Genomic DNA, 13,356 nt, shown 5'->3' with positions numbered 1-13,356 from the left:
AGAAAATATCGGACGCCGTGGATGCACTCAAAATACTAGCCACCGCACAGGCTGCACCAAACTGGGGATAGCTCAGGGAGCAATGGACAATTGACAATGGACAACGGGCGACGGGCAACGGGCAAAGAATGGAAGAGGTGGATGGGGTGGATGGGGTGGAGCGAATAAACGCAGTTCACCTGCGCGGGTTGGGCACTTTGGCCCGAAGGTGTGGTCGTGCCCCGTGGGGGGGGAAGGACTATGACTGACGGAACTGAATCATGGGGTCGCGATGTCCTGTGCGCCGGTTGGCGTGGTGTTGTTTCCTGTAACACGACAGGCGGTATGCGCATGCAAGATTTTCTGAACCGCAAATTTTCGCAGATTAGCGCAAATCTTTCATGAGGCGGAAGAGGGGAGGTGAACCGCGAATGGACGCGAATGAACGCGGATACCTGTGTCGCCTCGGGGGGGCTTTGTGCTCCAGAGCTTACTGCGTTGACTGGCCGGAGGTCATCGGGGTCTATTGCCCGCTACACCTCGTCCCACGCCTGCTTGATATTCCTGGCGCTGTGAATGACGCGCAAGATTTTCAGAGCCTCGTGTTCAAACTTGAAAAATGACAGGTATCGACCGAATGGTATCGCCCGTACGCCCGGTCCCACTGACGGAAAGGGTCGTCCCACGTTGGGGTGGCTCGTGAGAAACTCAAACTTGGCCTGAAGCGCGGTGGCCCATTGGATCGCTGCGTCGGGATTGTCCCTCGAAATAAAGTCGAAGATCCCTTCAACATCTGAGCCCGCTGAGGGCGAGCGAATAAAAAGGTTCACGGCGTGTTGGGTCTTGACCGTTGGAGCAGCTTTTCGAAGAAGGCTGGACCATCCATCCCCAAGCCAGCTTCAAGCTCTCTTACGGCTTGATCTATTTCCGGTTTCAAACGCTCGAGATCGAGATTGAACCATTGGTCGCGTTCTTCCAGCAGCGCCGGAGCCTCTTCCAGCAGCGCGCTTGCCGAATCGTAGAGGCCTGTGTCGAGGCGTTCCTGGATAAACCGCTCTTGTGCGGGGTTTACTGTGATTTGCATGACGAACTCCATTTGGGCCTTAGCCGTGCATCCAGTATACCAGAGCCCGTTTTTACAAGGCGCGTACCCATCGCCAACAAAGCCCTTGACAAACCGCGTAGAAATCTGCAATCTATGTATAGATTTGCTGGGTAACTCGCGTCGCGGGGGCCATCACGTGGATGTGGTCGGTCGAAATTGCGCCGGGGTTGGCGTCCGGCATGAGACTTTGGAAAGGCGGGCTGTGGAATGCGCTGGGGTGACGATACGGAAGAAGCTTTCCCGCCGCGCCATCCGCGCGAGCCGGGCCGGTTGCGGCAGGATATCCTGGATGAAATCGCGGATCATCTGGAATGTGCCGCGGAGCGGGAGGCGGAGTGCGGCGGGGAGAATGATACCGAGGACGCGGCCTGGGGCCGGGTCCTGGAACGATTCGGCAATCCCGATGCCATAGCCCGAAAGCTCTGGTGGGATGAAATGAGGGACACGGTCATGCGGGAATGGATTCAAACCGGGGTGGTAGTGGTCGTGGCGATTGCGGTGGTGGTGTTCATGACGCTGGTGATGCGGCAGATGAACACGGCGAACCAGGCGGTGCTGGAGGCCTTGAAAAGCAACGCCACGGCGGTGAACCCGCTGGTCACGCTGAAGGTAAAGGTGACGCGCGGCACGGAGGACGGGCCGCCGGCGGAGGGGGTGGAGATCCGGCTCACGGGGGCGGCGTTCGGAAATGAGAGAGTTCACATCTCTCGCTCGACAGACGCCACGGGTGTGGCTAACTTTGGCCCCATGCAGGCGGGGCAGTTCGAGGCCTTCGCAACCGATCCAACATCTGATCTCAGCTTTGATGGGTCAAAGGTTGTGACGCTCTTCGCGGGAAGCGCGCCCGAGGTCGTCAAGTTGGTAGCGCCCGATGTTGTGCCCCGCGACGTGAGCCTTGATTTTTCATCGCCTGTGGTGCTGGGCGAAAATCGTGGATTGTCAGGTAGTGTCTTCGCCAAATGGGAGATCAACGGGGCCGCGTGGAAGGGGAATACGTGGTTCAGTGTTGATGCATCGTCTACCGGAGACTCCGATCAGGAAACCGCACAGAGCGCTTCGATCAATATGTCAGGAGAAATTACAAGTGTCGAGTTGCAATTGGGTAAACCAGGCAACCTGCATGACAATGCCAGTCTGGATTCATCGAAGATTACGCCCCTCCAAGAAGGGGGAGGTTACCGGCTTGAGATGCCGCCCGCGTTCGTGAAACAGTTCGACGACTGGCGCGTTCAGGATCACGCGAAATCGCGGGGGGTGGAATTGGATGATCCATTGTTGAATGCAGTCCGAAACCAATTTCCCAAAATGGTTCTGGATGGGGCCTCCATCATTAGTGAATCTATAAGCGCGGCTCAGAGAGATGCAAGTCTTAGCAGATGGGCGGAATTTTCTATTACCTACGACGAGAGCATGTTGCAGATCTCGTGTGAGGGTCAGAAAGATCGGGCAGGCTCGGGAAAGTCAATTGTTTCGCTATTTAGTCCTCCGAATTCCTTGAATATCGGTACAAACTCGCGCCTCATACTTGCGATTTCCCGTCTCGACTTTTTTCCGATGGAAATGGAGAATGAACTCCAGATCTGGCCCGTCTTCAATGATGTGGCCAGCGTTTTATCCACTGTAGATGATTCCAACGTAGCCGTTGCTACTCCGGAGCTTGGATCGGAGCCTGCGGCGGTCTGCTCGAATACAGTGCTTACGAAATTGGCAAGCTTAGATTCCTGGCTTCTTTTCGATGTGACGAGAGGTGCAGCTCAAGACGGCGCGGGCGCAGTGCCGCAAGCCTATCTGGCCCGCTGGGCGAATAGCGATTCCAAGCACGCCAGCTTCCTCGCCGCGATAGGGACAAAAAACTCGAAGAGCATGGAACGTCGCCCCATGTGGCTCGTATTGACGCCGATGGGAGCGGAGGAAGTTGCTGCGGCGAAGTGATACGCCTGTCGGTAGCAAAACACGTCGCCGTAGGGACTGACGCACCCGCGTTTTTGGTAATGACCTTCGTGATTTCCAACGTATCAATTTTCCCGACTGAGAGTCCGTGGTGTCGCCGGGTGTGGCTGTCCCGTCGCTCGCGGAGGGAAACCGGGTTTACCGTGCCACATTGACCAGACGACATGTTGCCTGTTGAGCTGTTTATCGCGGCGACGAGTCCACTCCCCGCACGACGGGACAGCCACACCCAGAGATAACACGACGCCTTGTCGCCGTACGTGTTGGGTCGCAGTGCATGTAGATCCGGTCGAGCCACGGTGGGTGCGTCAGTCCCTGCGGACGCGCCCGACAGGGCGACACCCGGAGTTTGTCGCCGTCGCTTCTCATGTTTCCGGTTTCGCTGACAAATCATTCGCGGCCTCGGACCGCCACACGGTATACTGGACTCGGGCGCAGTCTTCTTCCCACCCGCCGCGCCGTTGAGAGAGAGTCCGCCATGAAACAACGCGATCTGCGCCAGCCGGTAGTCATTTTTGTATGCACCCGTGATCGGGGGAAGAAGGATGACTGCTGTGCGCGCTTTGGCGGGGAGAAGGTGCTGGCGCAATTAAAGAAACGGATCAAGGAGCGAAAGCTTCAGGATGTGGTCCGGGTTTACCCTTCGGGCTGCATTGACAAGTGTTCGAAGGGGCCGAATGTGCTGGTGTTTCCGGGGAATGTGTGGGCCTGCAAAGTAGATGGGCACGACGATGTTGATGCCCTGCTGGACGATGCGCTGGAACGTGCGGATGCGGACGGGAAAAAGGGCAAGTAGGGACTGACGCACCCACCATGTGTTAACTGGAACGTTTTGCCCTGCGACCCAAGGCCAACCCCGACAATGCGGAGTGTTGTCTCCGGGTGTGGCTGTCCCGTCGCTCGCGGAGGTAAACCCGGTTTACTGCGTCAAATCGATCTGACGACGTGTTGCCTGTTGGGTTGTTTATGTTGGCGACGAGTCCACTCCCCGCACGACGGGACAGCCACACCCAGAGACATCACGGACTCGCAATCGGGGCGATTGACGGGGTGTGAATCACGAAGATCTCCACCGATATCGCGGGTGCGTCAGTCCCTGATTCTAGAGCCGGATGAAGATCTTGTTCTTGTAGAGGAACCGTGCAAAGAGCAGGGACAATCCCAGAGACGCTAGTCCAAGCAGCGCCGGGCCTACATTCGGTCCGGCGAGGCGCTGGATGTCGCCGCCGGCGAAGCGGAGGGCAAACTTGTCGAAGTCGAAGAAGTTGTGGGCCAGGTAGATCACGAGGGGATTCGCCCCGATCCACACGAAGGGCACGGTCCAGGCGCGGATTTTCCACACGTCCACGATCTGGTAGAAAACGCCGAGGAACATCGCGCTGTAGCCCCCCGCGACGAGAACGTAGGAGGAGGTCCAGATCTTCTTGATGACGGGGAACTGGAAGCCCCAGGCGAAGCCGAGGATGACGAGCAGCGCGCCACCGCCGATAAGGTAGAGCACCTTTTTCTTGTCGTCGAGCGACTTGGAGGTGATGAGGAAGCCGGAGAAGATGCCGAGCAGGCAGGTGCTGACGGAGGGGATAGTGCTCAGGAGACCTTCGGGGTCCCAGGTGCCGTTGTGCATGCGGCCGGGCAGGTAGTGCTGGTCGATGTAGCAGGCCCAGTTCTTGCCTTCCTCAAACGTCGCCACGCCGAGTCCGGGCACGGGCACGAAGGAGAGAAGGGCCCAGTAGCCCACGAGGAGCGACACGCAAAGAATGATCATGCCGCGAAGGGACAGCAGGCAGAAGGCGAGGCTTCCGAAGAAGTAGCACAGAGCCATGCGCTGGAGCACGCCCGCCACGCGAATGTCGGGCCATTCATTGCGGAAGCCGCCGTAGTACACGAGGCCGACAATGAAGAGGATGATGGTGCGGCGGAAAATGCGCTTGTAGACCGCGCCCATATCGCCGGTTTCCTTGATCCGGCCGAGGGAAAAGGTAATAGAGACGCCGATGAGGAAGAGAAAGAGGGGGAAGATGAGGTCGTAGAAACGGAAGCCTTCCCAGGCGGCGTGGTCGAGCTGGGTGTGGACGAGCGTGGCGATGGAGCCACCAAAGAGGGCGGCCACAGCCCCTACGGCGCCTTCGCCCCCGGTGATCCAGAACATATCAAAACCGCGGAGAGCGTCGACGGAGACCATCCGGTTGGCGGTGGAGGAATCGGCGGGGGCGGGCTCGCCTTTGTGCTTCTTTCGGGACATTGCGTCTTCCTTTGAGGTGGAACCGTGGGAGTATTCTGGGTAAAACGCATGCGCCCCGGCAGCACGCGGCTCAAATGATCAGGTCTGAGACTGTCGCTTCGGTTGGATGGTTTCATGGGTAAAGGGAAGGACAGCGGGGCGGCATTCTAGGGCGTGGGCGGCTGCCGGGTCAAGCGCGGGAACGAAGCGGGGAAGAACTGAACCGCAAATTCACGCAAATTTACGCAAATGCGATGAGGAGGAATATCGCCTGGTGATTGAAGCGCGAATGGACGCTAACAGACGTGCCGCCAAATCCCCTTTACAACTGCCGCTTGCGGGCTTTAAAGATGAGCTCACCCTTGCAGATATAGGCGTGGTCTTCGAGCTCGAAGCCGCGTTTCTCGATGCCTTCTTTAAGGCTCGCGAAGGTGTAAGGGTTCACGTGCTCCTGGCCATAGGCGTCCGGTACGACCCGGTCGTAGAGCCACTCGGTGGCGCGCCATTGCCAGTTGCCGTAGTCAGGCGTACCAAGTACAAGGCAACCGCCGGGTTTCACTACCCGGGCAAATTCGTCCAGCATGCGCCCACCTTCGTCGGGGATGTGCTCGATAACCTGGGAGCACACGAGGGAGGCGACGGAAGCGTCAGGCAGGGGAAGGCGGCAGCCATCGGCCCGAAGTCTCGGGCGACCGGTGCGCTTCATGAAGCGGAGCTTGGAGAGATTCATGTCGACGCCGACCGTGCGCTCGGGGAGCAACTGGAGGATGCGCGAACTGCCACAGCCCACGTCGATAAGGGGATAGCTCAGCTCGGTAAAGCGCAGGACATGGTGGATGCGACGCCCGTGCCACCAGCGTTGCAGGGGAATCCGGCTCTTGAACGCGCGCCAGTCGTAGTCGGGAAAGGTGCAGGAGTTTCGGATGCGCCACATCTGGTGAAAAAGGCGGCAGTAATCGAGGCCAAAAGCGATGATCCGCGCGTGGGACTGGCCCTGGTCTCGCGGCTCGTAGTGAAAGGGGATCTCGGCGATCTCCCGGCCCTGGCGCATGACGATGAGCAGCAGCTCGACCAGGAACACGAAGGTGGTAAAGCGCACGTCGAGGCCGTCGAAGATGCGGCGGTTGTAGAGGCGAAAACCGCTGGACAGATCCCGCGCGGGCAGGGCGAGGCCAATCCGGAAGAACGCATTGACGATCTTGCTGAGCATGAGGCGGAACCACGGCTGATCGGCCTTCCCGCCTTTTACATAGCGCGAGGCAATGACGAGATCGCCTCTGGTTCGGGCCGCCCACAGATCGGCGATGAACTTGGTGGGGTGGGAGTGGTCCGCGTCCATCGTGATGATATAGGCACCGCGAGCCTCCTGCGCGCCCGTGAGGATGGCGTGGCCGTAGCCCTTGGCCTTCTCGCTGAGATAACGCGCGCCGTGGGCGGCCACGATGTCGGGGGTCCCGTCGTCCGACGCAGCGTCCACGACCAGAATTTCCCAGCGCACGCCGAGTTCGACAAGGGCGCTTCGAAGCTGGGGCAGAAGAAGATCGAGGTTGGGCCCCTCGTCCTTGGCGGGAATGACGACGGAGAGATCGAGATCGGGAATTTTTATGGCGTTCAGCATGGGGCCACTGTATCAGTTTCTGCCGGGCGAGATCCCGCGAAAACAACGAGAAAAGGGGGGCAGTCGGGACCGGCGGCTGGAGCTTGCCCCGCTGGGGCCGGTTGTCAGCTGACACCCCGCTATACGCCTGTATCCTCTTTACTTGGGTCGGACGGCGTCTTTTTGGCAGGCTCGCCGCTGAACCAGTTCTTCATCGCTCGCACGAACCCTGTGAAATACAGCGTGGCGGCTAGTATGCCGCCGATCGCTCCCTGCAGGAGCATGGCGGCCATACCGCCATCGATATAGGCCGGCCGCGGCGTACGGATATTTTGACTCAGGGCTGACTTGGGCATCGCATTTCTCCGGACGTGGTCAACGAATGACGGTTATTCCCGCCCCCCTCGGGCGTACACATCGATCTCTTCCGCCAGTATATCGGATTGAACATGGGAAATCTTTATTCGTGATCTATTCCTGAATGAAACCGTGGTAAAGTCCCAGATAATAGCTGAGGAGGAAGGGGCCGCCTTCGTCGAGCCATTTTCCGTTTCCGCCCTTGTCGTCGAGAGTCCACGTGTCTTCGCTCAGGCTCAGGCTGTTGCGCTCGTCGACGGGAATGACGTAGTTGTCCACGCGATAGCCCTTGCCTTCGGCATCACCGGGCTCGCGCACATGGCTGGGCAGCGGAAGCAGATCAATGCGGTGGCTGTTCTCCACGGGCCACATGACCAGGTCCAAGGGGAAGCGCTTCAGCGTGTCCACGCTGTCTTCCAGCCACTTGCCCGTGGGGGAGAGGTCGGTCACGCCCCACTGGGTCTGCATGCCCTGGCCGAGGCAGCAGGCGGCGTAGACGAAGTTGAAAAAGGGATTCCGCTCGTACTGTTCGATCTGCCAGTAGTAGAAGATGGAATTCTGGAACATGCGGAGCACTTCCGGATCCTTCTCATAGCGGATGAGGTGGTAATAGTTCATGAAGGCCATCTTATCGTCGAACTGCACGTAGGAGCCCGGTCCCGCCTGGAGCTTGGGCGCCACCATGCCGTTCAGCGCGTAGTGGTGGTTCTTCACGAGGTCGTCGAAGATGTCTCTGTATTTCTGATCGCCGGTCACATGATGGGTGATGCTCAAGTAGGTCAGGAGGCTGAGGGAGTTCAGGCCGCGCTCCGCCCACCAGTCCGGATCGCCGTTGATGGATTCCGGACTGAAATTGGCCCAGCGCGTGGGCTGGCCGTCGTGATCCACCAGCTTGAAGTTGTGCTCGATGAGGTGGTCCATCACCCGCGAAGTCACTTCCCGCGCGCGGGCCTTTTCCGCGTCGGTCTCGGCCACATGGTCGAAGTAGGTGCCATAAAGCAGGAAATGGCCGTCCAGCTCATCGGAGCTGGCGTCCGTCTTCCAATACCACTTCCCATCACCACTCGTGGGCCAGCGCGGCACGATGACCTTCCACAATGCATCGCTTTCCTGCTTCTTGCGGTCGCTTTCCGGGCTGTTTTGCTCGTTCGGGTTTGGGCCGTCCGTGGGGAGGATGGTCCGGGCGATGAAGCCTTTCGGTGCGGGGTTCGAGCCCGACTGGGTGACTTCGCTGAGGAAGGCCAGGGCCTCGAACGCTTTGGTCGCCCGCTCCTTCGCCTTCGGGTCGCCCGTTGCGGCATAGGCCAGGCATTCGCCCGCGCCGTAGAGGCCCGTGTACTGGCCGTCGTTGTCCGTGTCGTGCTGCTCCACCTTCGATTTGTCGCCGGGATTCTCCAGCGATACCCCCGCCACATAACCATAGGGCGTGCGGCGGTGGTATTTATCGATCTCGTCCTCGTAGAACTTCGCCTTCTCGGCCAGCGTCATGGGCTTGAACTGAATATGGCTCACGCCGCCCGCCGTGGCGACCCACGCGCCGTCGTCGGTGGCCGCGATGTCGCGCACCTCGTCGTTCGGCAGCCACCGCTTCCCCGCGCGCCAGGCCCAGTGGGTGCCGTCGAAGTGGACCGCGCCTTTGGTCGTACCCAGCCACAATCGGCCGTCGGGAGCAACATCCATCGACGTGAAATCGTTCCAAGGCAGGCCCTCGCGGCCCGTGTAGAGATTCCAGGTGCCGTCGCCGTTCTCCATGGCCACACCCTGGGGCGCGGCGAGGATCAGCAGGCCGTCGTGAAGGGCCACGGCGCGTACGTCGTTCGGTGCCCAGCCTGCTGCCTCACTGCGGGGTAGCAGGGGCTGCCACGGCGCCGGCGTCGACGTCTCCCGCGATGCGCCACGAAGTTCCGAGAGGGGACGGGCGGCTCTGAACGCGCCGGTAGCGGTGGCGGCCACCGCGCGACCTTCGCCGTCCACGGCGATACCGGTGATGTCGAGTATTTCATGGGACAGAGAATCGACCACCCGATAGGGACGCGTGGTGCCCTCCTCGATGTACCACAATCCCGAGGTTGTCGCCGCAATGGCTACCGCGCCGTCGGGATGGCTGGGATCAATCGATAGGGCCGTGACTTGCGCGGCGGCAGCGCCCGGCAGGGGCACAAGTGAGCCCTCTTTCTCCTGAAAAATCGTGTTGCCTGCGCCAACCAGCAAACCGCCGGGCGTGGCAAGAAGCGCAGTAACGGGACCTCCCGGTGATAGTTCTACCGTGGTCCAACCGTTTCCATCGAACTTCGCCAGCCCCTTGTCCGTGCCGGCATAGACTTCACCCGTTTGCGTTACTTCGATGGAGAGCACATCATCCGAAGGCAGCCCGTCTGAGGTCGTGTAGGCTGTGCGCGTCTCTTGAGGATAGGTCCCAACGGCGATAAACGCGCCGCTTTCGAGCGGTGCCGCCGCAGCCACAGGGGCGATGATGGAAAGAACTGAGAAAAGAAGCATGCGTTTCATATAGTGGAATCCCTATTTCATGTGGTCCGGCCCGCGTGCGGTTGACCACACTATATAGCGACGTCGGCGGGTGGCACAAACACCGCACTTGACAAGCGTGCCCATCGCGGCTAGTCTTAGGGCTCAGGTGCAGTATTGAAGGGCAAAACGGGCGCAGTGAGGCCAGGGGACTATCCATGGAACGGGAAGATGTCGTTGCAAGCATAATCGGCGTGTTGGTGGCGGTATGTATGGGGCTGCTGGCGCTGGGGCCGGTGGTCTATGTGTATAAGAATGGCTTCGCCGCCATCCGGCCCGGGAAGGAAGACGGCGCGAAGAATTGGGCTGAGGACTCGGCGGCGGACCTCAAGCGGGAGGCGGATGTGGAGCGCCAGATCACGGAACTGGGCCTCCGACAGCGCTACACGGTGGTCCCCTTTTTTGAAGGGTCTCGGCAGACGCTCTACACACTGCGGGACTTCGCGACGGTGGAAGCGCGGCTGGCGGCGCAGTTCGCGAAGAGCGATCAGTACGAACGCTTCAATTATGGCCGTTGCATCGGTGATCTTTGCGATATCCGCGCCGGAGACGACCCCAAAGCCATGGAGGGGGTGCTCAATGAATGGGTGGTGGCCTACCCCAATTCTTACCGCGCGCGTCTCGTTCGCGGGCGCTTTCATGTGGACTATGCCTGGGTGTATCGCGGCGGGAGCCTGGCGCGGGACGTGTCCGCTTCATCGTTCGAGGGGTTTCACCGTCATCTCGAACTGGCCGAGGCGGATCTGACGGCGGCGCGGGATATGGAGCCTTCCGATCCCAATGCTTCGGTGAGCATGATTTCCATCGCCATGGGGCGGGGCGAACCGGACGCCAGAGTGATGGATCACTACAGCAAGGCGATCGCGGTGGACCCGCTGAACTTCATGGCGCGCCTGCGTCTTCTCACTGCGCGCCTGCCACAGTGGGGCGGATCCTGGGAGGAGGTCGACGCGATTATGGCGGAGTCGGCTCGGTCCAGCGCGGCCTTTCCCATGCTGGGCTTGATGGAGCGCGAGGGGGCCAGGCTGATGCGGACGCGAAGCGAGAAGCACAAGGATGCCTTGGACTCGGAGGACGTGAAGCGCCGCTGGGTTGAGCCCTACCTTGCGCAGCTCAAGGTGAGTCCCGGTGCGCCGCTGCTGGAGACCAACGCGGCTTTTTATGCGGCGGAGGGCGGGGACTATGCCCTGGCGGAGACCTATTTCCGGAAGCTTGGCGATACCTACTACGAGGGGAACGGCAGCTTTGAGCACGTGCTGGAATACAACAATTATCGGGGCTATGTATATGCCTTTATGGCCAATGCCATGGCGCCGGGCGATGAGCGCAGTGTAAGAATAAAGGAAGCGCTGGACCTGGCGCCGAATCATTATTACACGAACTACATCTATGGCATGGAGCTGTTCGACAAAGGGGACCACGCGGGGTCGAAGCCTTATATGGAAAAGTCTCGCGACGTTTACCCCGGGTATGTATGGAGTACGTGTCGCCTCGCCGAGATCGCGGAGAAGGCGGGTCAACGGGACGAGGCCGTACGGCTGGCGAGGGCGGTGTTTGACCTGGAGCCGGAGCAGATCCAGATGGACCATGCGCAGGCGATCATCGATCGCAATCGGTGACGGGGCGCGGGACAATGGAGAGCGCAGCCAGGGGAGCAAACCTGTTTTTTGCTGCGAAGGCCTTGGACTATCCGTCGACCCCAACGGAAGATATTCCCACAGACTCACGCAGGTCTGCACAGATAGATGCAAGCGCGAACTTCACCTGTTCGCTATACCATTTTCTGGATTGAGTAGGCCTTTCGACACGCGTGTGCCACTACGGACTGGTCAGGCGACTATCCAAGTTGTCTGTGTAGTTCTGTGAAGATCTGTGAGAATCTGTGGGAAATATTGTTCCTCTCCGGGGCCCTGGTCCAACGCTCGGGTTGCGGGCACGGGTGCTGTTGGATGAGATACAATGGACTTCGAGTTGTGCCTCACTCCAACCGGGACTCTTGCCATGCGAATCTCTATCTTACCCTCGCTCACGATGGCGAGTCTGCTGTTTGTCGTTTCGAGTATTACTTCCGCCGAGACCTCCGCGCTCTGGGGGATCTCCGGCGAGCGGTGGTCTCCCGACGGCCGCCTTCCCGATTTCTCCTTCGCGGGCTATCGCCGTGGCGAGGCGGAGTTGCCCAATCCCGTGGTGACGCATAATGTGCGCGACTATGGCGCCATCGGGGACGGCGTGGCGGACGACAGCGATGCGTTTCTGAAAGCAATCGCGGCGGTGGAGTCGGGCGTGCTGCTGATTCCCGAGGGGCGTTACATCATCACGAAGCCCTTGACCATCGCCAAGCCGAATCTCGTTATCCGGGGTGAGGGACCGGACAAGACGGTACTTTACTTCCCGACGCCGCTCAACGACATTGCACCCAACTGGGGGGCGACGACGAGCGGAAGGCCCACGTCGAATTACTCATGGTCGGGCGGTTTTATTACCATCCGAGGCGATTACCAGAGCGAGCGACTCGCGAGTATTTCGGCAGCGGCGGCCCGAGGTGCCTACACGGTGACGGTTGACAACGCCGCGCCCTTAAGTGTGGGGCAGGAGATCGAAATCCGGCAGGAGGACGACGCAGAGAACAGTCTCGCCCGCCATCTCTACTCCGACGATCCGCGCACGAGTCTGGATAAGTTGAACGGGCGTACAAAGGCCTCGCTGGTCGCGCGCATTGTATCCATCGACGGCGCCACGCTCTCCATGGACCGGCCCCTGCGTTTCGATGTGAAGGCGGAATGGAAGCCTGCCGTGTATCGCTTCGCGCCCACCGTCACGGAGTCCGGTGTTGAAGGCATCCGCTTTCAGTTTCCCAACACGCCCTACGGTGGCCACTTTACCGAGTTGGGCTTCAACGCCGTAGCGCTGACGGGCACCGCCCACTGCTGGGTGCGGAATGTCCACATCCACAACGCGGACAGTGGCGTCTTCGTATCGGGCTGTTTCAACACGGTCTACGGCATTTCCTTCACGTCGGAGCGCGCGCCCGAGCCCGAGCAGCCCGCCATCGCGGGGCGGAAGGCCCAGGGGCACCACGCGGTCATCCTGGGCAATGACAACCTCTGCACGAACTTCGATTTTCAGAGCAAGTTCATCCACGACCTCTGCGTCAGCGGCAGCGCGGGCAATGTGTACGCCAATGGTCGGGGCCTCAACCTCTCCTTCGACCACCACCGCAACGTGCCCTATGAAAACCTCTACACCAACATCGACGTGGGCGCGGGCACCGAGATCTGGCGGTCTGGCGGCGGCGAGGCGCTGGGGGCCCACTGCGCTGCGCGCGGCACCTTCTGGAACATCCGCGCGGCGCGGCCCTTCGCCCTGCCGAAAGACGACTGGGGGCCCTGGTCCATGAACTTCGTGGGGCTTACGACCGACGCCGACAGCGCGACCAAGCCGGACAGCCGCTGGATCGAGACCATCGCGCCCGAAGACCTGCGGCCCGCGAACCTCCACGAGGCCCAGCTAAATCGCCGACTGGGACGCAAATAGGGTCCCGAAACGAAAAAATCCATGGGCGTGTAACCTTGTTGTTACCACCGGTGTAATGGCATGCAGAATCACGGGGCAGCCATTTAC

10 protein-coding genes are annotated in these 13,356 nt (G+C 60.2%); 4 read left to right on the top strand and 6 right to left on the bottom strand.

Going from position 1 to position 13,356, the window contains the following annotated elements:
- Positions 1 to 512: 512 nt before the first annotated feature.
- Both JNK74_24445 and JNK74_24440 read right to left on the bottom strand, forming a co-directional pair.
- Positions 513 to 809: a type II toxin-antitoxin system RelE/ParE family toxin gene (locus JNK74_24445; protein MBL7649340.1), complete on the bottom strand. Its 297-nt coding sequence runs from the start codon at positions 807 to 809 to the stop codon at positions 513 to 515.
- Positions 806 to 1,063, bottom strand: a complete 258-nt coding sequence (locus JNK74_24440; GenBank protein MBL7649339.1) for a type II toxin-antitoxin system ParD family antitoxin — start codon at positions 1,061 to 1,063, stop codon at positions 806 to 808. The genes JNK74_24445 and JNK74_24440 overlap by 4 nt, the downstream gene beginning before the upstream one ends.
- 228 nt (positions 1,064 to 1,291) lie before the next feature.
- On the opposite strand from JNK74_24440, the gene JNK74_24435 reads away from it, so the two are divergent.
- Both JNK74_24435 and JNK74_24430 read left to right on the top strand, forming a co-directional pair.
- A complete protein-coding gene (locus tag JNK74_24435; protein ID MBL7649338.1) occupies positions 1,292 to 3,016 on the top strand; it encodes a hypothetical protein in 1,725 nt (574 codons plus the stop codon).
- Positions 3,017 to 3,512: 496 nt separating this feature from the next.
- Positions 3,513 to 3,830: a (2Fe-2S) ferredoxin domain-containing protein gene (locus tag JNK74_24430; GenBank protein ID MBL7649337.1), complete on the top strand. Its 318-nt coding sequence runs from the start codon at positions 3,513 to 3,515 to the stop codon at positions 3,828 to 3,830.
- Between the two features lie 306 nt (positions 3,831 to 4,136).
- On the opposite strand, the gene JNK74_24425 is transcribed toward JNK74_24430, so the two are convergent.
- The 4 genes from JNK74_24425 to JNK74_24410 all read right to left on the bottom strand — a co-directional run bounded on the left by JNK74_24425 (position 4,137) and on the right by JNK74_24410 (position 9,717).
- Entirely contained in the window at positions 4,137 to 5,276 is a 1,140-nt protein-coding gene (locus JNK74_24425; GenBank protein MBL7649336.1) for a DUF5009 domain-containing protein, read from the bottom strand.
- Positions 5,277 to 5,577: 301 nt separating this feature from the next.
- The gene (locus JNK74_24420) at positions 5,578 to 6,873 is read right to left on the bottom strand and encodes a glycosyltransferase (protein MBL7649335.1); all 1,296 of its coding nucleotides are present in this window, start codon (positions 6,871 to 6,873) and stop codon (positions 5,578 to 5,580) included.
- 119 nt (positions 6,874 to 6,992) lie between these two features.
- Entirely contained in the window at positions 6,993 to 7,208 is a 216-nt protein-coding gene (locus JNK74_24415; protein ID MBL7649334.1) for a hypothetical protein, read from the bottom strand.
- A gap of 115 nt (positions 7,209 to 7,323) precedes the next feature.
- Positions 7,324 to 9,717, bottom strand: a complete 2,394-nt coding sequence (locus tag JNK74_24410; GenBank protein MBL7649333.1) for a hypothetical protein — start codon at positions 9,715 to 9,717, stop codon at positions 7,324 to 7,326.
- A 176-nt stretch (positions 9,718 to 9,893) separates the two neighbouring features.
- Here JNK74_24410 and JNK74_24405 point away from each other — a divergent pair, with 176 nt between their 5' ends.
- Complete coding sequence (locus JNK74_24405; GenBank protein ID MBL7649332.1) at positions 9,894 to 11,354, top strand: DUF4034 domain-containing protein; 1,461 nt, start codon at positions 9,894 to 9,896, stop codon at positions 11,352 to 11,354.
- A 382-nt stretch (positions 11,355 to 11,736) separates the two neighbouring features.
- Positions 11,737 to 13,269, top strand: a complete 1,533-nt coding sequence (locus tag JNK74_24400; GenBank protein ID MBL7649331.1) for a hypothetical protein — start codon at positions 11,737 to 11,739, stop codon at positions 13,267 to 13,269.
- The last annotated feature ends 87 nt before the right edge of the window (positions 13,270 to 13,356 follow it).

This window comes from Candidatus Hydrogenedentota bacterium, assembly GCA_016791475.1.
GTDB lineage: Bacteria > Hydrogenedentota > Hydrogenedentia > Hydrogenedentales > JAEUWI01 > JAEUWI01.
This window is presented reverse-complemented; position numbering and strand designations above follow the sequence as displayed.